The organism is Halomonas eurihalina (assembly GCF_008274785.1).
Lineage (GTDB): Bacteria > Pseudomonadota > Gammaproteobacteria > Pseudomonadales > Halomonadaceae > Halomonas > Halomonas eurihalina.
Genome location: NZ_VTPU01000020.1, coordinates 1 through 26,034, shown reverse-complemented (window position 1 = coordinate 26,034; position 26,034 = coordinate 1). Strand labels below are relative to the sequence as shown.

At 64.8% G+C, this 26,034-nt stretch carries 21 protein-coding genes; 10 read left to right on the top strand and 11 right to left on the bottom strand.

Features of this window, described 5'->3' with window-relative positions:
• Nucleotides 1-7: 7 nt before the first annotated feature.
• The 7 genes from rimI to prfB form a co-directional block, all read right to left on the bottom strand.
• On the bottom strand, nucleotides 8-472 hold the full coding sequence (gene rimI / locus FZZ93_RS16125; protein WP_149323325.1) for a ribosomal protein S18-alanine N-acetyltransferase: 465 nt from the start codon (nucleotides 470-472) through the stop codon (nucleotides 8-10).
• Nucleotides 465-1,304 (bottom strand): hypothetical protein, encoded by an 840-nt coding sequence (locus FZZ93_RS16120; RefSeq protein WP_149323324.1) that lies wholly within the window; start codon nucleotides 1,302-1,304, stop codon nucleotides 465-467. The genes rimI and FZZ93_RS16120 overlap by 8 nt, the downstream gene beginning before the upstream one ends.
• Nucleotides 1,301-1,612 (bottom strand): BolA family protein, encoded by a 312-nt coding sequence (locus tag FZZ93_RS16115; RefSeq protein ID WP_149323323.1) that lies wholly within the window; start codon nucleotides 1,610-1,612, stop codon nucleotides 1,301-1,303. Before FZZ93_RS16115 ends, FZZ93_RS16120 begins: the two co-directional genes overlap by 4 nt.
• A gap of 28 nt (nucleotides 1,613-1,640) precedes the next feature.
• Entirely contained in the window at nucleotides 1,641-3,053 is a 1,413-nt protein-coding gene (locus FZZ93_RS16110; RefSeq protein WP_149323322.1) for an MFS transporter, read from the bottom strand.
• A 402-nt stretch (nucleotides 3,054-3,455) separates the two neighbouring features.
• Entirely contained in the window at nucleotides 3,456-3,842 is a 387-nt protein-coding gene (locus FZZ93_RS16105) for a hypothetical protein (RefSeq protein WP_149323321.1), read from the bottom strand.
• Between the two features lie 156 nt (nucleotides 3,843-3,998).
• Nucleotides 3,999-5,552 carry a lysine--tRNA ligase gene (gene lysS, locus FZZ93_RS16100; protein WP_149323320.1) on the bottom strand — a complete coding sequence of 518 codons (1,554 nt, stop codon included), beginning with the start codon at nucleotides 5,550-5,552 and terminating at the stop codon, nucleotides 3,999-4,001.
• 130 nt (nucleotides 5,553-5,682) lie between these two features.
• Nucleotides 5,683-6,781 (bottom strand): peptide chain release factor 2 gene (prfB, locus tag FZZ93_RS16095; protein ID WP_149323319.1). Its coding sequence is split into 2 segments (ribosomal slippage): nucleotides 5,683-6,705 and nucleotides 6,707-6,781, totalling 1,098 coding nucleotides; the frame shifts between segments, so codons are not numbered across the junction.
• Nucleotides 6,782-7,048: 267 nt separating this feature from the next.
• Between prfB and FZZ93_RS16090 the strand changes: the two genes are divergently transcribed.
• The 6 genes from FZZ93_RS16090 (at nucleotide 7,049) to FZZ93_RS16065 (ending at nucleotide 15,215) form a co-directional block, all read left to right on the top strand.
• Complete coding sequence (locus FZZ93_RS16090) at nucleotides 7,049-8,632, top strand: peptide ABC transporter substrate-binding protein (protein ID WP_149323318.1); 1,584 nt, start codon at nucleotides 7,049-7,051, stop codon at nucleotides 8,630-8,632.
• 79 nt (nucleotides 8,633-8,711) lie between these two features.
• Nucleotides 8,712-10,295 carry a peptide ABC transporter substrate-binding protein gene (locus FZZ93_RS16085; protein ID WP_149323317.1) on the top strand — a complete coding sequence of 528 codons (1,584 nt, stop codon included), beginning with the start codon at nucleotides 8,712-8,714 and terminating at the stop codon, nucleotides 10,293-10,295.
• Between the two features lie 54 nt (nucleotides 10,296-10,349).
• Entirely contained in the window at nucleotides 10,350-11,276 is a 927-nt protein-coding gene (gene oppB / locus FZZ93_RS16080) for an oligopeptide ABC transporter permease OppB (RefSeq protein WP_149323316.1), read from the top strand.
• A 20-nt stretch (nucleotides 11,277-11,296) separates the two neighbouring features.
• Nucleotides 11,297-12,223, top strand: coding sequence for an ABC transporter permease (locus FZZ93_RS16075; protein ID WP_149323315.1), 927 nt, complete (start codon nucleotides 11,297-11,299; stop codon nucleotides 12,221-12,223).
• Nucleotides 12,224-12,232: 9 nt separating this feature from the next.
• The gene (locus FZZ93_RS16070) at nucleotides 12,233-13,831 is read left to right on the top strand and encodes an ABC transporter ATP-binding protein (protein ID WP_149323314.1); all 1,599 of its coding nucleotides are present in this window, start codon (nucleotides 12,233-12,235) and stop codon (nucleotides 13,829-13,831) included.
• Between the two features lie 259 nt (nucleotides 13,832-14,090).
• Nucleotides 14,091-15,215 carry a porin gene (locus tag FZZ93_RS16065; protein ID WP_149323313.1) on the top strand — a complete coding sequence of 375 codons (1,125 nt, stop codon included), beginning with the start codon at nucleotides 14,091-14,093 and terminating at the stop codon, nucleotides 15,213-15,215.
• Nucleotides 15,216-15,359: 144 nt separating this feature from the next.
• On the opposite strand, the gene FZZ93_RS16060 is transcribed toward FZZ93_RS16065, so the two are convergent.
• Nucleotides 15,360-16,697 (bottom strand): OmpP1/FadL family transporter, encoded by a 1,338-nt coding sequence (locus tag FZZ93_RS16060; RefSeq protein WP_149323312.1) that lies wholly within the window; start codon nucleotides 16,695-16,697, stop codon nucleotides 15,360-15,362.
• A 285-nt stretch (nucleotides 16,698-16,982) separates the two neighbouring features.
• Here FZZ93_RS16060 and FZZ93_RS16055 point away from each other — a divergent pair, with 285 nt between their 5' ends.
• The 3 genes from FZZ93_RS16055 to FZZ93_RS16045 all read left to right on the top strand — a co-directional run bounded on the left by FZZ93_RS16055 (nucleotide 16,983) and on the right by FZZ93_RS16045 (nucleotide 20,494).
• Complete coding sequence (locus FZZ93_RS16055) at nucleotides 16,983-17,438, top strand: MerR family transcriptional regulator (protein ID WP_149323311.1); 456 nt, start codon at nucleotides 16,983-16,985, stop codon at nucleotides 17,436-17,438.
• Nucleotides 17,435-19,954, top strand: a complete 2,520-nt coding sequence (locus FZZ93_RS16050; protein WP_149323310.1) for a heavy metal translocating P-type ATPase — start codon at nucleotides 17,435-17,437, stop codon at nucleotides 19,952-19,954. Before FZZ93_RS16055 ends, FZZ93_RS16050 begins: the two co-directional genes overlap by 4 nt.
• A gap of 120 nt (nucleotides 19,955-20,074) precedes the next feature.
• Nucleotides 20,075-20,494: a VOC family protein gene (locus FZZ93_RS16045; protein ID WP_013333610.1), complete on the top strand. Its 420-nt coding sequence runs from the start codon at nucleotides 20,075-20,077 to the stop codon at nucleotides 20,492-20,494.
• Between the two features lie 428 nt (nucleotides 20,495-20,922).
• Here FZZ93_RS16045 and FZZ93_RS16040 read toward each other — a convergent pair whose 3' ends face one another.
• A complete protein-coding gene (locus FZZ93_RS16040) occupies nucleotides 20,923-21,339 on the bottom strand; it encodes a tautomerase family protein (protein ID WP_149323309.1) in 417 nt (138 codons plus the stop codon).
• A gap of 106 nt (nucleotides 21,340-21,445) precedes the next feature.
• Here FZZ93_RS16040 and FZZ93_RS16035 point away from each other — a divergent pair, with 106 nt between their 5' ends.
• Entirely contained in the window at nucleotides 21,446-22,306 is an 861-nt protein-coding gene (locus FZZ93_RS16035) for a LysR family transcriptional regulator (RefSeq protein ID WP_149323308.1), read from the top strand.
• A gap of 154 nt (nucleotides 22,307-22,460) precedes the next feature.
• Here the strand turns inward: FZZ93_RS16035 and FZZ93_RS16030 are convergent, their stop codons facing one another.
• A complete protein-coding gene (locus FZZ93_RS16030; protein WP_149323307.1) occupies nucleotides 22,461-24,260 on the bottom strand; it encodes a single-stranded-DNA-specific exonuclease RecJ in 1,800 nt (599 codons plus the stop codon).
• Nucleotides 24,261-24,482: 222 nt separating this feature from the next.
• Complete coding sequence (gene thrC / locus FZZ93_RS16025) at nucleotides 24,483-25,871, bottom strand: threonine synthase (RefSeq protein ID WP_149323349.1); 1,389 nt, start codon at nucleotides 25,869-25,871, stop codon at nucleotides 24,483-24,485.
• Nucleotides 25,872-26,034: the final 163 nt, after the last annotated feature.

The window sequence follows — 26,034 nt, the reverse complement described above, 5'->3', positions numbered from 1 at the left end:
CCCCGGTTCACGCCCCGTCCAGACGGCGTGACATCAACAAGGCGTCCTCCCGCCCGGCGCCGTCCAGCGACGGGTAATAGTCGCGACGGCGCCCATCCTCGGCAAACCCCATGCGCCGGTAAAGCGTGATCGCCGGCGCATTGGCTTCTCTGACTTCCAGCAACAGCCGTTCGCTCTTCCAGGCTTTCGCCTGAGCGATCACCGCCTCCATCAGCGCCACCGCCAGACCACGACGACGCGCCTGACGTGCCACCAGGATCGACTGCAGTTCAGCATCGAAAGGCAGACGCGAGAGGATGGCATAGCCGAGCAACTCGCCGTCTTCCTCGAGCCCGAACACCACATCGGTCCTATCCGTCAGTGCTGCCCCCAGCCGGGCCGTCGACAAGGGATAGGTCTGGGATACGCGTTCCAGCTCGACCAGGGCCGCCAGAGCCGAGCGCCCCAGGGGGATCGGGGCAGGCTCAGGCATCGCTGCGAGGCTCCTCATCACCGCCCCGCCAATCGCGCTTCCAGTCCTGCATGCGGGGCCACAGCGCGCGCTTGGCCTCGGCGCCATGCGCCAGTTCCTTCAGATCGGGGCCCTGCCAAACAGGCATCGACAACAGGCCACTGTGCCCCTCAGTAAGCACCAGCAGGTCACTCAGGACAGCGTCGCCACCAAACACCAGCAGCCGCTCCGGCACCCAGCCACGCTGTCGGCGCCCGTTTAGAAAGGCCCGCAGCCCTTCCTGCGCTTCTTCCAGAGGCGCCTCGACCGATAGCCCTTCAAGCTGAGGCCAGCGGAAGGTCTCGAAGCTCGGCGGCCGAGAAGGCACCACACCGGCCGCCCGCAACAGATTGCCGAGCAGGCGATATTCCGTGTCGCTGGGACCGGCATCGCGGGGCAACACCAGCAGCCAGCGCCCATCCAGGCAGGTCACCTGCCAGGTGAAGCGCAACGCCTCGGCGGGTGGCTCGGCCGGCGAGGAAACCGGTGGGGTCGGAGACGGCACGCTGGTAGTCGAAGCGGGGGCGGCTTCCCCCGGCACCAGATCCCCCAGCAGGGCACGTGCCCTGCCCTGTCCTGCCGGCGGGCGCGCCGTCGACTCGCTCGATTCGGGTGACGTCGAAGGCGCCTCGGCGGCGTCCTCCAACAGGGCGTGCAGGCGCTCGCCGGGAGCGCGGGAGCCGCCCTTCTCGGCCGGTTCCGGCTCCCACTCGCAGGCCTCGGTCGGCTGGGCATTGGGCAGGCGATAGCGCGCCACCCAGGCCGTCAGGCCCATGGCTTCCAGATATTGCAGCCGATGCGGCTCGGTGGTCACGAGGCGCCGCCGCCCCGGCAGTTCGGCGAATCCGGACGCGCCTCACCCCGCGACTGCCATTCTTCCGGGGTATAGGGATGCAGCGCCAGGGCGTGCACGGGACCGGCCAGCTCATCGGCCAGCAGGGCGTAAATCTGCTGGTGCCGCTTCACCGGCATCATGCCCTCGAAACGCGACGAGACCAGGGTCACCTTGAAGTGGGTCTCGGCGTTCGGCGGCACATTGTGCATATGGCTCTCGTTCTCCACCGTCAGCAAGGTGGGCTCGAGGGCCTGGAGCTTTTCCTCGATGGTCGACTGGGTGCTCATGTCGGCTCCCCGATGGTGAATGTCGCTCTCATTGTACGCGTTCGCTGGCGGCGCGACGACGTGTTCGCGCTGCCTCACCAGCCAACGAAACCCGGCCGAAGCTCGCCAGCAACGCCAGCCCCCCGGCCACCGCGCCACCCCAGAGCGCCGTCTGGACCGGCGCCCCCACCGACAGGCAAGCACCGACCAGGGCCACGCCCAGAGCTTGTCCCACGGTGCGGGTGGTACTCATCACGCCGGAGGCATTGGCGCTGCGCTCGGCCGGCACGCTGGCCATCAGCTCGCGATTGTTGGGCGGCTGGAAAATGCCGAAGCCCAGTCCGCACAGCGCCGTGCGCCACAGGCAGTCGACCACGCTGGCCTCGGCCTCGAGGTCGGCCAGCGCGATCATCCCGACGATCAGCACCACCAGCCCCAGGCAGGACAACAGGCTGGGATTGACCCTGTCGGCGAGTCGGCCCGCCAGCGGCCCGGCCACCATGATCGCCAGCGGCCAAGGAGTGAACAGCCAGGCCGTCTTCAGGGGCGAAAAGCCCATGCTCTGCTGATAGAGGAACGACAGGGCTACGAAGGCCAACCCCTGACCGACGAAGGCGAGCCCCGAGGCCGACACCGCCCAGCTGAAGCGACGCTGGCGAAACAGCGTCAACGGCAACAGTGGATGGGGAGCGCGCCGCTGGCACCACACGAAGAGTCCAGCAACAACCAGGCTCAACAGCAGCCAGCTCAGGGACTGCCAAGCGGGCGTCTGATGGCCCACGCCATCCATGGCCAGGAAGAGGGCACCGAGAGCGAGGATCGAGCAGCCGGCTCCCGCCGCATCGAAGCCCCCGCGCCGGCCCGGCTCACGGGGCAAGGCCCGCCAGGCCAGGATCACGGCGACGATACCGATTGGCACCGGCAGGGCGAACAGCCAGGGCCAGTCGGCCACAGACAGCACCAGGCCGCCGATCGCCGGCCCCGCGGTATAACCGGTGGCCACTACCAGGGAACTCAGCCCCAGGGCGCTGCCCAGCAGCCGCGATGGAAAGATAGTGCGATACAGCGACGGCCCGATTGAAAGAGTCGCCGCGGCCCCCAACCCTTGCAGGGCGCGAAACACCAGCAAGGTATCCAGGTCACGGGACAACGCGCTGCCCGCCGCCGCCACCGAGAACAGCGCCAGCCCCGCGACATAGAGACGACGACGCCCGACCAACTCGCTCAGCCCGGAGAACACCAGCAGGAAGGCGGCGCAGGTCACCTGGAAGATATTGGTGACCCAGACAGCGCTGGCCGACGCCACCTCGAGATCCGCGGCGATGGAGGGTAACGCCAGGTTGATCATGGTGGCGTCCACCACTGCCATGGTGGTGCCGAAGATCAACGCCAGCACGGCCAGCCGGCGTTCGGGGCCAGGCAGGCCATCATCACCCTCTCGGGTCGCGAAGAGTCGACTCATGAACCAGGATCCATTCCACGGAAAAACCGGCGCGGGGACAGGACTAACGCAGGAAGCGATACGCCCGGGCCTGCCCGGGGCAAGCCCCTCATCAGACTCGACGGCCGGGGCCGGCCTTTGCATACCGCCCGTCAGTGTTCGAAAAGTCGGCGAGAGCAGACGCTTTTCGTCACGAGTTCAGAGGGTCTTGCAAAGGACGCTTTCTTCCCAGGGAGAGCGCAGGATACATCACCTGGGGAAACACGTTGCATACCGCCCATCGGTCTTGAACGAAAAGTTGGCGAACGAAGGTGAGGCAAGGCGAAAGCGGTCAAAAAAGCGCAGTTTACAAAGAGTAAATGAGCATTTTGAGGCCGCTTTCAACGCCGTCATCACCGAGTGCAGACACTTTTCGTCAAGAGCTCAGTCTTGGTCGGTCTCCAGCAGCATCGAATCATCCACCTCAGCAATCTCCAGGGCTGCCTCATCGTCGAGGTCGATAGCCAGATAGCTGTGCTCGATGCACAGGAAGCGCTGGAAGAGCGCCCAGTCCAGCGCTTCGGGCCACTGGCGCTCGTCTTCTTCCCAGGCGCGTAGCTCGGTCTCGAGTATCTCGAGATAACGCTCGCGCACGAAGGCCTCGAGATTTTCGGGAGTATCCATCTCTGGAATCAGGTAGACGGTACTTTCCCGTTCGACGTCCTCCAGGGCCAAGTCGTCATCGCCAACGGTGGGCTCCAGGGCATTGATCCAGTCGACGAAATGCTGGGTCGGCCTGACACTCAGGGCGGAGCGGTTGAGCAGTTTCATCGTGGTCTCCTCGACGTCGAAACGCTGACCATTATGGGCGCCAGGGGCGCCCCTTACCAACATTTCCCGACCGATCACCCGCATGAGGGCCAAAGCGGCCGCCTACGAAGCAAACGGAAGGCGGCGAGCCAGGTCCAGGCCAGGTGCGCAGCGCCTTCAGTCGGCAGAAGGCCGCATGGCCGGGAACAACAACACATCACGGATCGAGGCGCTGTCGGTGAGCAGCATCACCAGGCGGTCGATGCCGATGCCCTCGCCCGCCGTGGGCGGCAGGCCGTACTCCAGGGCACGCACGTAGTCGGCATCGTAGTACATGGCCTCCTGGTCGCCGGCGTCCTTCTCGGCGGCCTGGGCGGCGAAGCGCTCGGCCTGGTCCTCGGCATCGTTGAGCTCGGAGAAACCATTGGCCAGCTCGCGACCGCCGACAAAGAACTCGAAACGCTCGGTGACGAAGGGATCGGCATCCTTGCGGCGTGCCAGCGGGCTGACCTCGGTGGGGTAGTCGATGATGAAGGTCGGCTGCTGGAGACGATGCTCGACGGTCTTCTCGAAGATCTCGATCTGCACCTTGCCGAGCCCCCAGCCATCCTTGACGCCGATATCCAGGCGCTCGGCGATCTGCCGCGCCGCGGCTTCATCGGCCAGCGCCTCGGCGGTGATGTCCGGGTTGTGGGCCAGGATGGCATCGAACACGCTGAGCCGCTCGAACGGCTGACCGAAGTCGTACTCGAAGGTTTCGAGCACTTCGCCCTCGGCGTCACGCACAGTGCTGAGCACGCGGGTATCGCCCAGCACTTCACGGGTCACGGTACGCAGCATGGCCTCGGTGAAGTCCATGAGATCCTGATAATCCGCGTAGGCCTGATAGTACTCGACCATGGTGAACTCGGGGTTGTGACGCGTGGACAGCCCCTCGTTGCGGAAATTGCGGTTGATCTCGAAGACCTTCTCGAAGCCTCCCACCACCAGGCGCTTGAGATAGAGCTCCGGGGCGATGCGCAGGTACATGTCGATGTCCAGCGCATTGTGATGGGTAATGAAGGGCCGGGCCGTCGCGCCGCCGGGAATCGGCTGCAGCATCGGCGTCTCGACCTCCATGAAGCCGTGATCCTCGAAGAAGCGGCGCATGGCACTGATCACGCCGGCGCGCGTCTCGAAGACCCGACGCGAGTCGGGGTTCATGATCAGATCGACATAGCGCTGACGATAGCGGGCTTCCATGTCGGTCAGGCCATGGAACTTGTCGGGCAGCGGCCGCAGGCTCTTGGTCAGCAGGCGCGCCTCTTCCATCATCACGTAGAGATCGCCCTTGCCCGACTTGTGCACCGGACCGCGGCCGGCCACAATGTCGCCAATGTCCCAGCCCTTGATGTCCTCGAGGGTCTCGGCGGGCAGCCCCTTCTTGTCGACGTAGAGCTGGATCTGGCCGGAGGCGTCCTGGATGACGATGAAGGGCCCGCGCTTGCGCAGGATCCGCCCCGCCACGGCGGCCGACCGCCCCAGCGACTCAAGCTCAGCCTTGTCCTTGTCGCCCAATTCGGCGGCCAGCTCGGCGGCGAGGCTGTCGCGACGGAAGTCATTGGGGAAGGCACTGCCACCGCTGGCGGCGGCATGCTCGCGACGCGCGGCCAGCTTGGACCGACGCTCCGCGATCAGGTGATTCTCGTCCTGGGTCCCCGCAGGGGCTTGCGAATTGTCCTGGTGGGCCATATTGCTACCTGTAAGAATGGGCTTCGGGCTTCGGGTTGCGAGCTACGAGCTGCGGGTTACGAGCTGGGTTTTCGGGTTTCGCATCTCGTTTCTCGCGACTCGTAGCTCGCCTTCCAGGGCTCGCGGCGCTTCAGAGCCCCTGTTTCAAGCTGGCTTCGATGAACTGGTCCAGATCCCCGTCCAGCACCTTCTCGCAACTACTCGACTGAACGCCGGTGCGCAGATCCTTGATGCGCTGGTCGTCCAGCACATAGGAACGGATCTGGCTGCCCCAGCCGATGTCTGCCTTGGAGTCTTCGGCAGCCTGCTTGGCGGCGTTGCGCTTGTCCATCTCATGTTCCCACAGCTTCGCCCGGAGTTGTTTCATGGCGAAGTCGCGGTTGGCGTGCTGGCTGCGCTGGCTCTGGCAGGCCACCACGATGCCGGTCGGCTCGTGGGTGATCCGTACCGCCGAGTCGGTGGTGTTGACGTGCTGGCCGCCGGCGCCGCTGGAACGATAGGTATCGACGCGCAGATCCGACGGGTTGATCTCGACCTCGAAGCTGTCGTCGACTTCCGGCGACAGGAAGACCGAGGCAAAGGAAGTATGCCGTCGCCCACCGGAGTCGAAGGGGCTCTTGCGCACCAGCCGGTGCACGCCGGTCTCGGTGCGCAGCCAGCCGAAGGCGTATTCGCCCTGAATATGCACCGTGGCCGACTTGATCCCCGCCACCTCACCGGCGGACAGCTCGATGAGATCGGCCTTGAAGCCATGGTGCTCGGCCCAGCGCAGATACATGCGCAGCAGCATGTTGGCCCAGTCCTGGGCCTCGGTGCCGCCCGAGCCCGCCTGGATGTCCAGATAGGCGTTATTGGGGTCCATCTCGCCGGCAAACATGCGCCGGAACTCGAGCTTCTCGAGATTGGCCCGGAGGCTTTCCAGCTCGCGGCTCACCTCGTCGACGGTATCCGCGTCCTCCTCCATCTCAGCCAGTTCGAGCAGGTCGCGGTTGTCGTTCAGTCCGCGCTCCAGGGTATCGATGGTGTCGACCACCATCTCCAGGGTCGCCCGTTCCTTGCCCAGCTTCTGGGCATAGTCCGGGTCATTCCAGACCTCCGGATCCTCGAGCTCGCGTGAGACTTCCTCTAGCCGTTCTTTCTTCTCGGCATAGTCAAAGATACCCCCTCAGGACATCTGTCCGCTCAGACAGGTCCTTGATGAGGTGGTTGATGGGATTGACTTCCTGCATGGCGTTCGCCTGCTGATTGCGCAAAGAAATGTCCGCCGGACGAAACCCGGCGGCAGGGAAAGAGGAGCATTGTAGCCAAATGCCCTCACAGCGTCATCCCGTCCCGGTCAAACGCCCGTACGAACGGCGTCACTGCGGGGCCATGCAAGATTCGTAACACGCTATGTGAAATTTCACATGGACTTATTGCCGGGCGCGTCCGAAGGTCGAAGAGAGCGGCACCGACATCCTGTGCCGACCACAACAACAACGTCAGGGAAGAAATCCATGACCCAGATTCGTACCCCTCTGGCGGGCGCCATCGCGCTCGCTTCAGCCCTGTTGGTGTCGCCCGTGGCGGCACAGACTCTCAACCTGGGCGTCACCGGCGAACTCGCTTCCTTCGATACCTCCCAAGTGTCCGGTGGTATCTGGGAATCCCAGATCCTGATGGACGTCTACGAAGGCCTGGTCAAGAAGGCTCCGGACGGCGAGGTGCTGCCCGGCATGGCAACCTCCTGGGAGGTCTCCGACGACGGCAAGACCTATACCTTCCACATCCGCGAGGATGCCGCCTGGTCCGATGGCGAACCGGTCACCGCCGAGGATTTCGTGTTCGGCTGGCAACATATGCTCGACCCGAAGAACGCCTCCAAATACGCCTACATGCTCTATCCGGTCGTCAACGCCGAAGCGGTCAACACCGGCGAGAAGCCCCAGGACGCTCTGGGCGTGGCCTCCCTCGACGGTGGTCGCACCTTCCAGGTCGAACTCACCGCGCCCACGCCCTACTTCATCCAGTTGCTGACCCACTACACCGCCTACCCGGCGCCCAAGCACGCCGTCGAGGAATACGGGAGAAAGTGGGTCAAGCTCGACAACATCGTCACCAACGGCGCCTTCACCCCCGAGGAATGGGTCTCGCAGTCGCGCATCAGCGTGAGCCGCAACCCCGAGTACTACGACGCCGACGAGGTCGCCCTGGACGGGGTCAACTACTACACGGTCGAGGACCGCAACGCTGGCGTCTCGCGCTTCCGCTCGGGCGAGCTGGACATCATGCGCGAATATTCCTCCAGCATGTACGGCATGCTGCAGGAGGAACTGCCCGAGGCTACCCACATGGCGCCCTACCTGGGCAGCTACTACTACGTCTTCAACCACCGCGAGGGCCACCCGACCGCCGATCCGAAGGTGCGCGAGGCGCTCAGCCTCGTGGTGCGCCGCAAGGTACTCTCCGAGCAGATCATGGGTGGCACCTTCCTGCCTTCGCGCTCCTTCGTGCCCGAGGGCGTCCACCACTATGACGTCCAGCAGATGCCGCAGGAAGGCAGCATGGACGAGCGCATGGCACGCGCCCGCCAGCTTCTCGAGGAGGCCGGCTACGGCCCCGACAACCCGCTGCAGCTGCGCCTGCGCTACAACACCAACGACGAGCACAAGAAGATCGCCGTTGCCCTGGCCGCCATGTGGCGCCCGCTGGGCGTCGAAGTCGAGATGATCAACTCGGAAGCCACGGTGCACTACCAGACCATCGCCGAGGGTGACTTCGACATCGCCCGGGCCGGCTGGATCGCCGACTACAACGACGCCGAGAACTTCCTCAGCCTGCTGCACAGCGGCGTCGGCAACAACTACGGCGCCTACTCCAATGCCGAGTTCGACGACCTGACGGACCAGGCTGCCAGCACCCTGGATGCCGACGAACGCGAAGCCCTTCTCGAGCAGGCCGAACAGGCGGCACTGAACGACTACGCGATCCTGCCGCTGCTCTATTACGTGTCGCGCAACCTGGTCAACCCGGCCATCAACGGCTGGGAAGACAACGTCGAGGATGACCATCCCTCGCGCTGGATCTCGTTCGATCAGTGATCCTCGAACCGTGAGCGGCGCGCTCCCCCCCCGGTAGAGCGCGCCATACCGTCGATGTTCTCTCGCGAAGGAATGCCCCATGTTGTCTCACCGTTTCACGCGTGCGGCGCTGCTGGCCACCCTGGTGGCTAGCGCGGCGCAGAGTGCCCCTGCCGCCGTCCTGCAGGTCGGCAATGGCGCCGAACCCGGTACGCTCGATCCCCAGAAGACCAACGGTGTCTGGGAGACCCGTATCACCCGCGCCCTCTTCGAGCGCCTGGTCACCTATGCCGCCGATGGCAGCCTGATTCCCGGCCTCGCCGAGTCCTGGACCATCAGCGACGACGGCACCACCTACACCTTCCACTTGCGCCAGGCCGAGTGGTCCGACGGCACGCCGATCACCGCCGACGACGCCGTCTTCGCCCTGCGGCGCCTGCTGAAACCGGCCATCGCCAGCCACAACGCCAATCTCTATTACCCGATAAAAAACGCCCGGGCAGTCAATACCGGCCAGGTCGAGCCGAGCGAGCTTGGCGTTTCGGCACCGGACGAACACACCCTGGTCATCCAGCTCGACGAGCCCACCGCCTACTTCCTGCAGGCGCTGGCCATGGGCGAGGCCGCACCACTGCCCCGCCATCTCGTCGAGAAAGCCGGAGATGAATGGACCCGCCCCGGCACCATGGTGTCGAGCGGCGCCTTCACCCTGCAGGAATGGCGCCCCCAGGCACGCATCGACCTCGAGCGGAACCCGCACTTCCACGACGCCGACACGGTCTCCCTGGACGGCGTGACCTTCTATCCCATCGACGACATCGGTTCCGCCCTCAACCGCTTTCGCGCCGGAGACCTGGACATCTCCTACTCCGGCGTGCCCGCCTCGCGTTTCGACTGGGTGAAGGACAATCTCGGCGAGTCCCTCCGCGTGGGGCCGCTGGTCGCCGAATACTTCTACATGTTCAACCTGCGTGACGGCCAGCCACTGGCCGACGAACGCGTGCGCGAGGCGCTCAGCCTCGCCGTGCGGCGCGAGGTGATCACCGATCGCATCCTCGGCATGGGGCAACGTGCCTCGTACTGGTATGTGCCGCGCGCCACCGAGGGCGGCACCCACGGCTCGCTGGCGCTCGCCGAGCAGCCGATGGAGCAACGACTGGCGCGGGCCAAGCGCCTGATGCAAGAGGCCGGCTACGGCCCCGACAACCCGCTGCGCGTGACGCTGCGCTACAACACCCTCGAGGACCACAAGAAGATCGCCGTGGCCGTGGCCGCCATGTGGAAGCCGCTGGGCGTCGAGGTGGAGCTGATCAACGCCGAGGCAGCCGTGCACTTCGCGACGGTCAACGAGGGCGACTTCGAGATCGCCCGCTACGGCATGGCCGCCACCATCAACGACCCCTACGACTTTCTCAACGCCTATGCCGAGGGCGGCTCCGCACAGCGCAGCTCCGGCTATCGCAACGAGGACTACGACGCCCTGGTCGAGCGCAGCACCCGAGAGCTGGACACCGAGCGCCGCGCCGAGCTGATGACTCGAGCCGAGCAGATGCTGCTCGACGACCACGCCCTGCTGCCGCTCTACGACTATGTCAGCGCTCACCTGGTCGCCCCCGAGGTCAAGGGCTGGCAGACCACCGCCATCGACGTTCACCCACTGCGCTACATCCAGCTCGAGGACTAGCCCCGTGATGTTCCCTACCGCCCCACATCATCGCCCCATGCCCCGGAGGCCGTCATGCTGAGCTATACGCTGAAACGGCTGCTGCAGGCCATTCCCACGATGCTGATCGTGATCACCATCTCGTTCTTTCTGATGCGCATCGCCCCCGGCGGCCCCTTCGACGGCGAACGGGCCCTGCCGCCGGAGATCGAGGCCAACCTGATGGCCGCCTATCATCTGGACGAGCCCTTGCCGATGCAGTACCTGCGCTACATGGGCAACCTGTTGCAGGGCGACTTCGGCCCCTCCTTCAAGTACAAGGACTTCTCGGTCACCGAGCTGATCATGCAGGGCTTCCCGGTCAGCCTGGAGATCGGCGGGCTGGCGATCCTGCTGGCCCTGTTGCTGGGCCTGCCGCTGGGCGTGATCGCCGCGCTCAAGCGCAACTCGACCATCGACTACCTGGTGATGGGCACGGCACTGGCCGGCATCGCGATTCCCAACTTCGTCATCGCGCCGATCCTGGCGCTGGTGTTTGGCGTGCTGCTGGCCTGGCTGCCGGCCGGCGGCTGGAACGGCGGCGCCCTGCCCAATCTGGTGCTGCCGGTCATCGCCCTGTCGATCCAGCAGATCGCCTACATCGCGCGGATGATGCGCGCCAGCATGATCGAGGTGCTGGGCAGCCACTACATCCGCACCGCCCGGGCCAAGGGGCTGGCTGAGTCCCAGGTCATCTGGCGTCACGCGCTGCGCCCGGCGTTGCTGCCGGTGACGTCCTACCTCGGGCCGGCCGTCGCCGGGATCATCACCGGCTCGGTGGTGATCGAGCAGATCTTCGGCATCCCCGGCATCGGTCGCTACTTCGTGCAGGGCGCGCTCAATCGTGATTACACCCTGGTGATGGGCACGGTGGTGTTCTACGGCGCGCTGATCGTGCTGATGAACCTGATCGTCGACCTGCTCTATTCCGCGCTGGATCCGCAGATCCGCCATGACGACTGACCCGCAGGGAGCGGATAGCCATGACCACTGAACCCCTTACCCACGACGGCGACCGTCATGCCCCGGGCGATGATCTCGCTCCGGGTGCAGCGCCGGCAGCCGGCGAGAGCCTGACGCGCGATGCCTGGCGGCGACTCAAGCAGAACCGCGCGGCCATGGTCAGCCTGGTGATGCTGATCGTGATCACCCTGATCTGCCTGTTCGGCCCCTATGTCCTGCCCTGGGGGCTGGCGGAGGTCGACTGGAATGCCTTCAATGCTCCGCCGAGCCTGGAGGGCGGGCACTTCCTCGGCACCGACGCCAACGGCCGCGACCTGCTCACCCGCACCTTGTACGGCGGCCGGGTCTCGCTGTCGGTGGCCCTGGTGGCGAGCCTCGTCAGCCTGGTGATCGGCGTGCTCTACGGCGCCATCTCCGGCTATCTCGGCGGCCGGGTGGACAACATCATGATGCGCTTCGTCGACATCATGTACTCGCTGCCCTTCATGTTCCTGGTGATCCTGCTGATGGTGGTGTTCGGCCGCAACATCCTGCTGATCTACGCCGCCATCGGCGCCGTGGAGTGGCTGGACATGGCACGCATCGTGCGCGGCCAGACCCTGGCGCTCAAGCAGCGCGAGTTCGTCGAGGCGGCCCACGCCCTGGGCGTGCGCGACTCCCGGATCGTCACCCGCCACCTGATACCCAATGCCATCGGCCCGGTGATCGTCTACGTCACCCTGACCGTGCCCAAGGTCATCCTGCTCGAGAGTTTCCTGTCGTTTCTCGGCCTCGGCGTGCAGGAGCCACTGACCAGCTGGGGCGTGCTGATTTCCGAAGGCACCGACATGATGCAGAGCTCCCCCTGGATGCTGCTGGTGCCCTCGGTGTTCCTGGCGATGACGCTGTTCTGTCTCAACTTCCTGGGCGATGGCTTGCGCGACGCCCTGGACCCCAAGACCCGCTAGGAGGACGCCATGAGCGACACCCTGCTCGAGATCGACAACCTGAGCGTCGACTTCCAGCTTCCCGATGGCACCGTCCCGGCGGTCAAGGACGTGAGCTTCGACATCCGTGCCGGTGAGACGGTGGCGCTGGTCGGCGAATCCGGCTCCGGCAAATCGGTCTCCTCCACCGCCGCCATGCGCCTGCTGCCCGAGCTGGCCCAGGCCCGCGGCGCGATCCGCTTTCGCGGCGAGGATCTACTTGCCGCCACACCGCGCCGCATGCGACGCATCCGCGGCAATGCCATCTCGATGATCTTCCAGGAGCCGATGACCTCGCTCAATCCGCTGCACCGCATCGGCGCCCAGATCATCGAGGTCCTGACCCGACACAACAAGGCCAAGGGTCGAGCAGCCCGCACCCGGGCCATCGAGCTGCTGGAACAGGTCGGCATTCCCGAGCCTGAGCGGCGCATCGGCAGCTATCCCCACGAACTCTCCGGCGGCCAGCGCCAGCGGGTGATGATCGCCATGGCACTGGCCTGCGAGCCGGAACTGCTGATCGCCGACGAACCCACCACGGCCCTGGATGTCACCGTCCAGGCGCAGATCCTGCAACTGCTCAAGTCGCTGCAGGCCCGCTATGGCATGGCGATCCTGTTCATCACCCATGACCTGGGCATCGTGCGGCATTTCGCCGACCGGGTCTGCGTGATGCAGCGCGGAGAGATGGTCGAACGCGGCAACACCGCCGAGGTCTTCGCCAATCCCCGCCACGACTACACGCGCATGCTGATCGACGCCGAACCGCGCGGCGGCAAGTCGCCTGTCGAGGCCAGCGCACCGGTCCTGCTGGAGGCGCGGAACCTGCGCGTCCGCTTCGCTCTCAAGAAGCGCCTGTTCCGGCCCAGCTCGTACTTCGAGGCGGTACGCGGCATCGACCTGACCATCCAGCGCGGCCAGACCGTCGGCGTGGTCGGCGAATCCGGCTCCGGCAAGTCGACGCTCGGCCGCGCCCTGCTGCGCCTGCTCAAGAGCAGCGGCGACATCCGCTTTGACGACAGCGACCTCACCGCCCTGGATGGCGCCGGCATGCGCCCGCTGCGTTCGCGCCTGCAGGTTGTCTTCCAGGATCCCTTCGGCTCGCTCTCTCCGCGCCTGACCGTCGGCGAGGTCATCAGCGAAGGGCTGCGCGTCCATCACCCGGAACTCGACCGGCGCCAGCGCGAACGCCGGGTCATCGAGGCCCTGGAGGAAGTGGCGCTCGACCCGGCCATGCGCAACCGCTATCCCCACGAGTTCTCCGGCGGCCAGCGCCAGCGCATCGCCATCGCTCGCGCCCTGGTGCTCAAGCCGGAGTTCCTGCTGCTCGACGAACCGACCTCGGCGCTCGACCGTTCCGTACAGGTCACGGTGATCGAGCTGTTGCGCAACCTCCAGGCGAAATACGGCCTGACCTATCTGTTCATCAGCCACGACCTCGCGGTGGTACGCGCCCTGGCCGACACCGTGGTGGTGATGAAATCGGGCCAGGTCGTCGAACAGGGACCGACCGAGGCGATCTTCGCCAACCCGCGCGACGCCTATACCCGGGAACTGATGCGGGCGGCCTTCGTCGACGACGCCGCCTGACGAGCGACGGATTCCGACTCTCCCATCCGGCCGCGGGCGCCCTCAGGCGCCCGCCAGAGGCGACTGCGGCCATACGCCAGGGCTCGGCCCTTCATTCACCCGCAAAGGAGACCGCTCATGCAGGACGGCATGATCACGACTGGCATACCGCCATGACACGCCCGGCAGCATTTCGCTCGCTGCCGGCCGATCCGACCGTCAACGAGCCGCTCCGCCATCCGCGGATTCACAAGAAACACAACAACCCAAAAGGTTTGGCATGTTCCATCACTACAAACTGACCGGGCTGGCCGTCGCCATCGGCGCCACCCTCGCCACCCAGCAGGCACTGGCCTTCACGGCCTACGAAACCGACAAGGACAAGCTCACCATCAGCGGTCGTATCGCGGCCGGCAGCAGCTTCATCGACAACGTCGATGATGACCACGACCCGACCAATGCCGGCTCGCGCATTCGCCTGATCCACGAGCATGAGTTCGAGCACGGCTGGTCATCCGTGGCACGCGCCGAATGGGGCTTCGACCCCTTCTTCGAGCACGGCAACGACGGTCATTACAAGCGCATGCTCTACGCCGGCGTGCGCCATGACGACTACGGCACCCTTCTGATCGGCAAGCAATATTCGCTGTGGTACGACATGGTCGCCTACTGGACCGACTGGTTCTGGTACAACGGCGCCACCGCCCAGGGCAGCTTCAACGGCGCCTTCAGCGACGGCGGCTTCGAGGGCAATGGCCGACCCGACAATGCAGTGTCCTACAAGAACACCTGGGGCGACTGGAGCCTCGGGGTGCTCTACCAGACCTCCCGCGACGATGTGCCGACCGGGGCCGGCTATACCGGCAACCTGACCGGCTTCGAGCGCGACTATACCGCTCAGGGAGCCGTTGTCTGGCAGCCGACCGAGGATCTGTCGCTGGGCGCGACCTACACCCACAGCGCCATCGACGCCAAGACCGCCGCTGGCGGCAAGCGCTCGAAGAACGTCGATGCCGGCCTGCTCGCCGCACGCTGGACGCCGGGCAACTGGTATTTCGCGCTGACCGGCGGCCGCTACGACAACCTGATCCGCGAGGGCAACTTCAGCGGCGTCGACACGACCGACGGCATCGTCGACGAGGCCCGGGGCGTCGAAGGGGTGGCGCTGTACAACCTCAAGGGTCAGGTGCCCGGCAAGGTACAGCTCTACACCGGCTTCAACCGCCTGGAAGACAGCGACTCCGAAGCACGCAGCGCCTTCTACCTGGCCGGCGCGGCCTGGCTGACCTTCGACGAAAACCTGATCATCGCCCTGGAGCGCAAGTTCGACGACTCCGTCGATGCCGACGGCGCAAGTGACATCGGCAACGATGAAACGAACCTGCTGGTGCGCTACAACTTCTGAGCACCGCTCTAGCATCACGGCCGGGCACGAGGCCCGGCCCCTGCGCGGCGATTCCTCGGAGACAGAACAGCAAAGGGCAACGAAACGACGGGACCCGGCCTTGGCCGGGTCCCGTCGTGGTCACGCAGCGCGAAGGCCGCGCCGTTAGAAGCGGTAATCCACCGAGAGCGCGAAGACGTTGGCATCGACCTCGTAGGTGCCGGACAGATCGCCGCGAGTGGCATTCTCGGCCTTGGCGCCGGACTGGTTGATGTCGCCATCATCGCCGAACACGCGCATATAGCCCGCCGACACGCCGAGGTTTCGCGTCGGCATCCAGGTCGCGCCGAGCGTCGCCCACTGGCGGTCGGCATCCGGCACGCGCGGCGTACGGTGCTCGCTATCCGGCACTGGCGACTCGTCGACCCCCAGGCCAGCGCGCAGGATCCACTCCCGGTTAAGCTGGTAGTTGGCACCCACCGAGAAGGCCCAGGTATCGTCCCAGTTCTCGGTCGTAGTGCTCAGGTCCTGGCCACCGGACTCGACAACCAGCTCATCGAAGCTGCTCCACTCGGTCCATTCGGCGTTGGCCATCAGGGCGATACGGTCGGTCAACTGATGGTAGACGCCGAGGTTCATGTTGGCCGGCGTAGTCAGATCCGCCGTGCCCCCGGCATCCCGCAACTGCCCCATGGCCTGGGCGCCTGCCAGAATCTGCTGGCCGGCAGCATTGCGGGCACTGTAGTTGACATCGCCCTCCAGCGTCAGGTCGACCTCGGAGCGATAGCTGATCCCCAAACGGGTGCGCTCGGTGGCCTGGAACAGCGCCCCCAGGGTGTAGCCATAGCCCCAGTCGTCGCCGGTGACCTCGGCCTTGCCATCGGCATTGCCGACCAAGGCCGGGCTGCCGGACATTCCGCCGAGATCGATCGCATTGGAAAGCGTTGCATCGGCATACTGGGCCCTCAGCCCCACGGCGAGGTTGAGACGATCGGTAGCGCGATAGTTCAGCGTCGGCTGGATATCGATAGTCTGCAGGTCGGTCTCGATGGCGTGATAGCGGCCAATCCAGCCCTTGTCGTACTCCGTCGAGAGGCCGTACGGCGCCGATACCGACAGACCGAAGTCGAACTGGTCATCAAGCTGCGTCTTGAAGGCGAAGCTGGGCACCCAGGCTTCCTCCCCCCCTTCGCGAGAGCCACCACGGTCATAGCTCAAAGGCAGCCCGGCGGGGCCCGCCGCGGCGTCGGTCAACTCGAAGTTGGCATCGATATAGGAAATGCCACCGGCCACCTGGGTTCCGTCGACATTACCGATGGCCGCCGGGTTGAAAGTCATGTAGCTGACATCCTCGGCACCGGCTGCCGCCCCGGCCATGGCGTTGCCCAGCGCCTTGGCGCTCTGTTCACGAACCTGGAAACCCGACGCGGCGACCTGGCTGGACGCCAGCACGGCAGACGCCAAGGCCACGGCGACAGTAAGCTTGTTGAGCTGGTTTTGCATGAGCAGACATCCCTAGTCGTGATGGGTGATTGTTATCTCGCTAGCCACGGGGGCAGTCACGTGGCTTCAGTGTTTGCGAAACCCATCCCGACGATCAAGTCCAAACGTTCGTTTTAACGCAAAACATGCTCATACTTTAGTCACACACCCGTTTGACCGCTTTCTTTTCAATCGGTTACGCGAAGGCCCCAAACCGCGAGATTGGCTTTCGTGCCGCCCTCTTGACCCTTGTGTTACACAAAGGTTTTAAACTGCCGGCAACGCCATCACTTAGACGAGGACGGCATGAAAGTCAGCGAACTGGCACGCCACGCCGGCGTCACCGCCGAAACCGTACGCCATTACACTCGCGAGGGACTGCTTGCTCCCGAGCGCGATCCCGACAACGGCTATCAGCGCTACGACGGTACCGACCTGGAGCGCCTGCGCTTCATCCAGCGCTCCAGGACGCTTGGTTTCAGCGTGGCCGAGATCCGCCAGATCCTCGAACATGCCGACCATGGCGACTCGCCCTGCCCGCTGGTCCGCGACCTGATGGCCGAGCGCCTTCCGGAAATCCGCGCCCGAATTCGTGAACTCGAGGCACTGGCATCGCGCATGGAACAAGCGCTGGAAGCTTGGTCCGACATGCCCGATGGCACACCGGACGGCCATAGCCTGTGCCGGCTGATCGAGAGTTTTCCCGAATCACTGGCGGCCGAAGACGACACCACGACACCTCGTCAGGAGGCTTCTTCATGAGCACCCGATATGAGCGCCAGATTCCCGGCATGAGCTGCCAGGGCTGCGTCGGCCGCATGCGGCGCGCCATCCAGGCCCGTGACGGCGAGGCCGAGGTGGTCGGCGAACCCGTCGACAAGCGCCTGACGGTCATCACCTCGCTGGACGACGATGTGCTGGACGAGACCCTGAGCGAGGCCGGCTATCCGCCCGGCCCTGCCGCCGCCGACGATACCTCGGCGCCCGACTACCCGGCGCCGGCCTCGGCGTCGCACGAAGCTCAATCGGACACCGGCGACATCCGGCGACTTTCGATTTCCGGCATGACCTGCGCCAGTTGCGTGCGTACCGTCCAGGGGGCACTGGAAAATGTGCCGGGCATCACCGAGGCCAGTGTCAACTTCGGCACCCATACGGCCCAGGTACAAGGCAACGCCGACTTCGATGCGCTGGTCGGCGCCGTGGAGGGCGTCGGCTATGGTGCCGAGCCAGTGCTCGACATGCGCGAGGCGGAGCATACCCGTGCCAAGCGGGAAGGCGTCGAATATCGCCGCCTGATGCGTGGCGCGGCCTGGTCCCTGGCGCTGGCCGTGCCGCTGATGGCCAGCATGTTCGTCTTCCACCCCCAGCCGATCGGCGCCGGTCGCCTCTACTGGCTGGTGGTGGGCGTGCTGACGCTGGCCGTGATGGTCTTCCCCGGGCGCCACTTCTTCCTCAATGCCTGGAAAAACCTGCGCCATCGCCAGGCCAACATGGATACCCTGATCGCCATGGGTACCGGCACCGCCTGGCTGTATTCCATGGCGGTGGTGGCCTTTGCCAGCGCCCTGCCGGAGGCCGCGCGCGGCATCTATTTCGAAGCCTCGGCGATGGTCATCGGCCTGGTGCTGCTGGGCAATGCCCTGGAGCTGCGCGCTCGCGGTCGCACCAGCGAGGCATTGCGACGCCTGCTCGATCTACAGAGCCGCACCGCGCGAGTAATTCGCGACGGCGAAGAGCGCGAGGTCGAGATCGCGGCAGTACGCGAGGGCGATCACCTGCGCGTGCGCCCCGGCGAGCGACTGCCGGTGGATGGCGAGGTAAGCGAGGGGGCCAGCCATATCGACGAGTCCATGCTCACCGGCGAACCGCTGCCGGTGGCCAAGGCAGTCGGTGACGAAGTCAGCGCCGGCACCGTCAACGGCAAGGGCGGCCTGGTCTATCGCGCCACCCGGGTCGGCGCCGATACCCGACTCGGTCGCATCACCGAGCAGGTGGCCAGCGCCCAGAACTCGCGACCGCCCATCGGCCAGCTCGCCGATCGCATCTCCAGCATCTTCGTTCCCGCAGTGATGATCATTGCCGTGATCACCGCCCTGGTCTGGTTCAACCTCGGCGCCGAGCCTCGAGTCATCCACATGCTGGTCACCGCCACCACGGTGCTGATCATCGCCTGCCCCTGTGCCCTGGGGCTGGCCACGCCGATCTCCACCATGGTCGGCGTGGGCAAGGCCGCCGAACACGGCGTGCTGGTCAGAACCGGCGAGGCGCTGCAGACCGCCAGTCGCCTGACCACGCTGGTGGTCGACAAGACCGGCACCCTGACCGAAGGCAAGCCCAGGGTCACCGAAGCCGAGATCCTCGACGGCGACCGCGATCAGGTGCTTGCCCTGGTGGCCGCCCTGGAGCGTGGCTCCGAACATCCGCTGGCCAATGCCCTTCTCGCCTACGCCGAGGAAGCGGGAGTGGAAGCCGCAACCATCCATGACTTCCAGTCGGTGACCGGTGGCGGTGTCACGGCCCGCACCGAGCAAGGCACCGCGCTGCTGCTGGGCAATGCCCGCCTGTTGCGGGACCAGGACGTCGCGCTCGACGCCGGCCAGGACATTGCCGAACGCTTGCAGCGCCAGGCCCGCAGCGTCGTCCACCTGGCCGTCGATGGCCGGCTCGCCGCCATCTTCGGCATCAGCGACCCATTGCGCGACGACAGCGTGGCAGCCATCCAGCGCCTGCAGGCCGACGGCCTCAAGGTGGTCATGCTCACCGGCGACAACGCCCACACCGCCGAGGCCATCGCCCGCGAGGTCGGCATCGACGACTTCCGCGCCGATCTGCTGCCCGAGGACAAGCACGCCGAGATCGAACGCCGGCAAAGCGAAGGCGAGGTGGTGGGCATGGTCGGCGACGGCATCAATGACGCACCGGCCTTGGCGCTGGCCGATGTCGGCTTCGCCATCGGCCAGGGTACCGACGTGGCCATCGAGAGCGCCGGCATCACCCTGATACGCGACTCGCTGCACGGCGTGGTCGCCGCCATCGAGATCAGCCGCGCCACCCTGCGCAACATCCGCCAGAACCTGATGGGCGCCTTCGGCTACAACCTGCTCGGCATCCCCATCGCCGCCGGCGTGCTCTACCCGCTCACCGGCACCCTGCTGTCGCCGATGATCGCCGGCGCCGCCATGTCACTGTCATCGATCACCGTGGTCGGCAACGCCAGCCGGCTGCGCCTGTTCACGCCGCGCGATGCGACCGACACTCGGGAGACGACATCATGAGCTGGATCATCAACCTCATCGGACTCGGCCTGATCGCCCTGATCGTCTGGTGGTTCTGGCTGGGTTGAGCCCAGGGACTGCTAGGCTGATAGGCAGGCAAGAACGAACGGAGGCGATACCATGCCCAGACTCGACGGTGTGCTGGAAACGGCCCTGTATGTCACCGACATGGTCCGTGCCCGGGCCTTCTTCGAGGAGGTGATGGGACTCTCGGCCTTCACCGCCGACCAGCGCTTCACCGCCTACGATGCTGGCGGCGGTACCGTCCTGCTGCTGTTTCTCGAAGGCGCGACGCGCGACACCGTGGTCCTGCCCGATGAAATGGGCACCATTCCGCCCCACGACGGCACCGGGCGCACGCACATGGCCTTCGCCATCGGCGCCGAGGCACTGGCGGAATGGGAACGCCGCCTGACGAGTCATGGCATCGAGATCGAGGGGCGCACGCACTGGCCCCGGGGCGGCGAGAGTCTCTACTTCCGCGACCCGGACGGCCACCTGCTGGAGCTGGCAACCCCGGGCGTCTGGCCGACCTATTGACCTGCCCAAACCACTCGGGCCCGTTCCACCGGGCCCGAGTACTTCCCACTCCCATCGAGCCGCCGAACACAATGATCAATGGGCGCCCGGTTTCGAATCACCTAGGACAAGTAACCCCACCTTCATGACTCTTACTTTGGCCAGTCGGTTGATCGACTCCGTGAATGCATAGATGATCGGGCCAGGTCTCGAACGCACCTCTGTCCTCCATCCGCTGACGATAGTGATAGTGATGAGACACTTTCAGATCTCTTCTACCCCGGTAGGATAGCCCCCACCTAAACGACCAGAATCTTTCAGCGTCACTCCAATTGGTGCAACCTCGACCGTCCCTTTTTGCTCACAAACAGCCAAGAGTTGCAGGCAGGCCCCCATGATGAGGCGTACTCCTTGCTGTGTACGCGCCCCAGTGTCTGGATTTTGGCGAGTTAGCTGTCCCCTTCATTCAAGTGACGGGGATGTTGATAGCGGTATTCTTGGGTTACACCACCATACCCATAAGCATCACCCCGGCAATCGAGGACATGGATGTTGGAATGGGGATGAACATTACCGATCAAATCCGCAAGCAATTCGAAGGCTTGGCGATGATAGTCGGCTTTTTCCTGCCGAGTATTGGTGCCCTCAGTAAGGGTCACTTCCAGGCAGAAACCGTTGCGTCCCCAGTCAGTCAAGGGTTGGCCAGCGATAAACCAGCGCTCCTTAGGGAAGTAGTCGATCATCACCAGGGTGGCATCAAGGGCTTTGCCAAGCACAGAACCAGTCAGTCGGGCTAGTTCTGAAGCGGCCTTCCGGGTTAGACCGTCATCCGGCTGGCCTGCAATGGTCAGGGTGATACGAGGCATAAGATCTTCTCCAACGAGTGTGTGAGAAAATCATGGTGTCACCTTCCAATTCATCGAAAAAACGGGAATATTAGATACTATCCACCACGAAATCGAATGGATAGACATGCGCCGCTTCGATCTAGACCTGCTCCACGCCCTAGTCACAGTCGCTGATTGTGGCAGCTTCACCGCAGCCGCCAGCCGACTGTGCCGTTCCCAATCGGCAGTCAGTGAGCAGGTACGAAAACTAGAAGCTTTCTGCGAACAGCCTCTGTTTAGCCGTGGCAAGCGGGGTGCAACCCTCACTCCAGCTGGAAAGCGCTTGTTGGCTGAGGCCCACCGGCTGCTGGCCCTCAATGACTCCATCTATCAAGAGGTATTGGGCAAGGACTTGGAAGGCACTCTACGCTTGGCGATCACCGACTACTTCCGCCCCAACGACATCGCCCAGGTGCTACGACGCCTGCGCGATCGTTACCCACGCCTAACATTGCATGTCGATGTGCAACCCAGTGCCTCGATCGACCGGATCGTCAAGGATGGTGGCTGTGACTTGGGCGTGACACTGAGCCCCCTTACCGACAATGAAGACATAGAACTCGACAGTGGCATAGAGTTGTATCGTGAACCCTTGCACTGGGTGGCGGAAGAGATATCTCTTCTTGGAACTACGCCACTACCGCTGGTGATGATGCCGGAACATTGCGCGCTTAATCGCCTTGCCAAGCAACAGTTGAACGACGTTTCGCACCCTTATGAGACTGCCCATTCTGCAACCGGCGTAGCCGGGCTACAAATAGCACTGAGCGCCGGATTGGGAGTCGGCTGTTTAAATGCTTCATCGGTCCCCGAAACCTTGGTCCGCCTAGACAACAACCTTCCAGCGCTGCCCGAAGTAGCATTCACTCTTCAGACCACCCCATCAGCTACGCCTTTTATTCTTGAAGCCCGCGATATATTGACGGATGTCTTACGGCAAGCCTAATGATGATCGACCGAACCATCACTGGAAAAATTGAATCATAAAATAACAACATAAAGAGAACGGAGTGAATTGCTCTCACGATGAGCTGTAAAAACTCTTCTCTGTTGGTGACAACAAGAGGACGTACAGCTCATTTTATCATATGGAAATCTTCCTAGTTCTGGACCGGCTCCGCATGCTCGATGATCAGTTGCAACGACTCCCGCCCCCGCCATCGGTTGCGGTTGAGCTTGTAGGCGCAGCGCAGCAGGTCGCCGGCATCGAAGGCCGGCATCTCGCCGGGCGTCAGGGCACGGAACCAGATCGCCCTGACGCTGGTGGCGCCGCTGGATAACTCGAGCATCAGGTGGCTGCCGTCGGCACCCACGGTACGCAGGCTCTCCGCCCGCAGCACGCCTTCGAAAAGCGGCGCGTCGAACTCACGGCCAAAGGGACCGAGCGCTTCCAGTTCGTCCAGCGTTTCCAGGGCCAGTTGATCGGCCTCGAGTTCTCCGTCGGTGAAGACTCGCGGCCCCAGCTCCGTTTCTCCCAATTGCTCGCTGACCGCCTGAAGCAGCGCCTGACGAAAGTCGTCGAAGGCTTCCCGGGGCACGCCGACACCGGCCGCGCCCCGATGCCCGCCGAAGCGCGGCAGCGATGCCGGTGCCAGCTCGTAAGCCCGTTGCAGTGCATCGCGCAGGTGCAACGCCTCGATGGAGCGCCCGGAGCCGGTGAGCATGCCGGGTTGCACGGCCGGCGTCAGCACCAGGGCGGGCCGCCCGAAGGCCTGGACCAGCCGCGAGGCGACGATGCCCTGCACGCCTGGATGCCCATCCTCGAGCAGCACCACCAGCAGCGGTGCCCCGGCCTCCAGCTCGCCCATGGCCAGGCCGCGGGCGCGTTCGGTCATTTCCGCCTCGATGGCCTTGCGCGACTGATTGTCCTGATCCAGCGTTTCCAGGTGACGCGCCGCCGTGGCGTCGTCCGCCGCCAGCATGAAGTGCAGCGCGGCATAGGGATCGTCGAGCCGCGAGCGGGCGTTGATCCTCGGGCCCATCTGGAAGGCCAGGGTCTCGGCGTCGAAGGGCAGGCTGTCATCCCCCAGCCGCTGGGCCATGGTTCGCCAGCAGGCCGCCTCCATGCGATTGATCAGCGTCAGGCCATGGGCGACCACGGCTCGATTGGCCGCACTGCCGCCCAGTGAGACACAGTCCGCCACCGTACCCAGCGCCACATAGGAGAGCCAGGGCGACAGCTTGGGCGTGGCCGGCTCGAGCACGCCCCATTCGATCAGCACACTGCGGGTCAGCGACATGACCAGCCAGGCGACCATGCAGCCGGCGATGGTCGGGTCAGGGTAGGTGCAGTCGTCGCGGGTGGGATTCACGGTGGCGAAGGCCGAGGCCGGCGGCCCTTCCGTCGGCAGGGCATGGTGATCGCTGACCACTACGTCGATGCCGGCCTCACGCAACCTGGCGATGCGCGGCTCGTCGCTGCTGCCGCAGTCGGCGGTGATCACCAGGCTCGGGCGCGGCGAGAGCGACAGGGTGCGCTCCACCAACGGCAGGCTGATGCCGTAGCCATCGTGAATCCGGTGACCGATCAGGCTGTGCAGGCGGTTCTCGGGAATGCCGAACAGCTCGTTGAGCGTCCGCCGAATCACCACATGCGAGGTGATGCCGTCGACGTCATAGTCGGTGAGGATGCCGATGTGCTCGCCCTCGGTCACCGCCCGGGCGATGCGTTCGGCGGCACGACGCCCGTCCTGAAGGCGTTCGGGGTGCGCCAGGTAGCGCAGGCTCGGCGCCACCAGCGGCGCCAGTTCGTCCGTGTAGCCACCCAACCGACCGGCCAGGATCCGCGCTTGCAGCGGCGTCAGCCCCTCGGCCAGGGCGCGCTGTTCCACGGCGGCATCCCGCGGGCGCGGCAGAATACGCGGCTTGAGGGATTCATGCAGATCGACAGGGGCGTTCACGCCTGGCTCCTCTGATTAGGGGAAACACTGGTCTATTGCTACGCTCGTCGCCCCGCAAGGGGGAGGGAAGTATGAAGGCCCGCAGGAACGAGCCTAGCAAGAGGCGCCGGGGACAGGTCGAAGAGGGGGTCTGATGCCATGGATGGCATCGGTAGCGCCCAAGGAAGGGTTCACAGCGCCCCCTCGTAGACCTGTCGACGGATCAGCCTCGAGCGGGCGGGGCTAACGGCGGTTCTCGGCAACGAACGCCTGCACCGCGGAAAGCTCCGCCGGCAGTACCGCATAGCGCTCTTCGCGCTCCAGCAGATCATCCATGTGCGGCGGCAAGGGCACGCCGGGGAAACCGGCCTTGACCACCGCCTCGGCGAACTTGGCCGGATGAGCGGTGGCCAGCGTCACCATCGGTACGGCCTCGTCACCCCGCTCGCGCTCGGCAGCACGATAGCCGGTGGCAGTGTGGGGATCGAGGATCTCCTGAGTACGCTGGTGCGCCTCGCGAATCACTTCCAGGATGGTGGCATCGTCAACGCTGTGGCTGGCGAACACCTCGCGCAGCCGCGCCAGCGGCGCTTCGGCCAATACCGAGGGCTGCTCCTGAAAACGCTCGAGCAGCTCGGCCACGGCCTTGCCATCACGCTGATAGGCCTCGAACAGCAGGCGCTCGAAGTTGGACGACACCACGATGTCCATCGAGGGCGCCAGGGTGGCGACCAGTTCCTGCTTGGAAAAGTCGTTGTCGGCCAGCGTGCGATGCAGGATGTCGTTGGCGTTGGTGGCAATGACAAAGCGTTCCACCGGCAGCCCCATGCGATATGCCATGTAACCGGCGAAGACATTGCCAAAATTAGCCGACGGCACGCAGAAGCTGACCTTGCGATGCGGCGCGCCCAGCGCCACGGCGGAGGCCACGTAGTAGACGATCTGGGCCATGATGCGCGCCCAGTTGATCGAGTTCACCGCCACCAGCCGGGTCCCGTTGAGGAAGGACTGATCGGCGAAGCTCGCCTTGACCATCGCCTGGGCATCATCGAAGTTACCCTCGATGGCGATGTTGAAGACGTTATCGGCCAGCACCGAGGTCATCTGGCGTCGTTGCACCTCGGAAACCCGCTCATGCGGATGCAGGATGAAGATGTCCAGGTTGTCGCAATGACGGCACCCCTCGATGGCCGCCGAGCCAGTATCGCCGGAAGTCGCGCCCATGATCACCGCCCGCTCGCTGCGTTTGGCAAGGAAGTGATCCAGCAACCGCCCGAGCAGTTGCAGGGCCACGTCCTTGAACGCCAGTGTCGGGCCATGGAACAGCTCGAGCAGAAAATGGTTGGCATCGAGCTGGTTGAGCGGCACCACAGCGTCATGACTGAAGGTGCTGTACGCATCACGGACGATCCCGCGGAAGGTCTCGTCGTCGATCTCACCGCCCACATAGGGCTTCATCACCCGAAAGGCGATCTCGGCGTAGGAACACCCGGCCATGTCGGCCAGTTCCTCATGGCTGAGCTGAGGCACGGTCTCGGGCACATAGAGCCCGCCGTCGCTGGCCATGCCGGTGAGCACGACCTCCTCGAAGGAAAGCGCGGGCGCCTGCCCGCGGGTACTGATATAACGCATCATTCCACTCCGTGGGTCTCGAGCCGCGAGCCTCGAGTCGCGAGCGCTTCATTGCTCGCGGCTCGTCACCTGCCACTCGAAGTCTAAAGCTCGAAGCTCGAAGCTCGAAGCTCGAAGCTCGAAGCTCGAAGCTCGAAGCTCGAAGCTCGAAGCTCGAAGCTCG

Bases quoted from the DNA above. Each gene is read 5' to 3' on its own strand.
- FZZ93_RS16115 (WP_149323323.1), bottom strand. From the start codon at position 1,612: ATGAGCACCCAGTCGACCATCGAGGAAAAGCTCCAGGCCCTCGAGCCC.
- thrC (WP_149323349.1), bottom strand. From the start codon at position 25,871: ATGCGTTATATCAGTACCCGCGGGCAGGCGCCCGCGCTTTCCTTCGAG.
- lysS (WP_149323320.1), bottom strand. From the start codon at position 5,552: ATGGCCCACCAGGACAATTCGCAAGCCCCTGCGGGGACCCAGGACGAG.
- FZZ93_RS16090 (WP_149323318.1), top strand. From the start codon at position 7,049: ATGACCCAGATTCGTACCCCTCTGGCGGGCGCCATCGCGCTCGCTTCA.
- FZZ93_RS16070 (WP_149323314.1), top strand. From the start codon at position 12,233: ATGAGCGACACCCTGCTCGAGATCGACAACCTGAGCGTCGACTTCCAG.
- FZZ93_RS16075 (WP_149323315.1), top strand. From the start codon at position 11,297: ATGACCACTGAACCCCTTACCCACGACGGCGACCGTCATGCCCCGGGC.
- FZZ93_RS16040 (WP_149323309.1), bottom strand. From the start codon at position 21,339: ATGCCTCGTATCACCCTGACCATTGCAGGCCAGCCGGATGACGGTCTA.
- FZZ93_RS16045 (WP_013333610.1), top strand. From the start codon at position 20,075: ATGCCCAGACTCGACGGTGTGCTGGAAACGGCCCTGTATGTCACCGAC.
- oppB (WP_149323316.1), top strand. From the start codon at position 10,350: ATGCTGAGCTATACGCTGAAACGGCTGCTGCAGGCCATTCCCACGATG.
- FZZ93_RS16085 (WP_149323317.1), top strand. From the start codon at position 8,712: ATGTTGTCTCACCGTTTCACGCGTGCGGCGCTGCTGGCCACCCTGGTG.
- FZZ93_RS16050 (WP_149323310.1), top strand. From the start codon at position 17,435: ATGAGCACCCGATATGAGCGCCAGATTCCCGGCATGAGCTGCCAGGGC.
- FZZ93_RS16105 (WP_149323321.1), bottom strand. From the start codon at position 3,842: ATGAAACTGCTCAACCGCTCCGCCCTGAGTGTCAGGCCGACCCAGCAT.
- FZZ93_RS16065 (WP_149323313.1), top strand. From the start codon at position 14,091: ATGTTCCATCACTACAAACTGACCGGGCTGGCCGTCGCCATCGGCGCC.
- rimI (WP_149323325.1), bottom strand. From the start codon at position 472: ATGCCTGAGCCTGCCCCGATCCCCCTGGGGCGCTCGGCTCTGGCGGCC.
- FZZ93_RS16035 (WP_149323308.1), top strand. From the start codon at position 21,446: ATGCGCCGCTTCGATCTAGACCTGCTCCACGCCCTAGTCACAGTCGCT.
- FZZ93_RS16060 (WP_149323312.1), bottom strand. From the start codon at position 16,697: ATGCAAAACCAGCTCAACAAGCTTACTGTCGCCGTGGCCTTGGCGTCT.
- FZZ93_RS16055 (WP_149323311.1), top strand. From the start codon at position 16,983: ATGAAAGTCAGCGAACTGGCACGCCACGCCGGCGTCACCGCCGAAACC.
- FZZ93_RS16110 (WP_149323322.1), bottom strand. From the start codon at position 3,053: ATGAGTCGACTCTTCGCGACCCGAGAGGGTGATGATGGCCTGCCTGGC.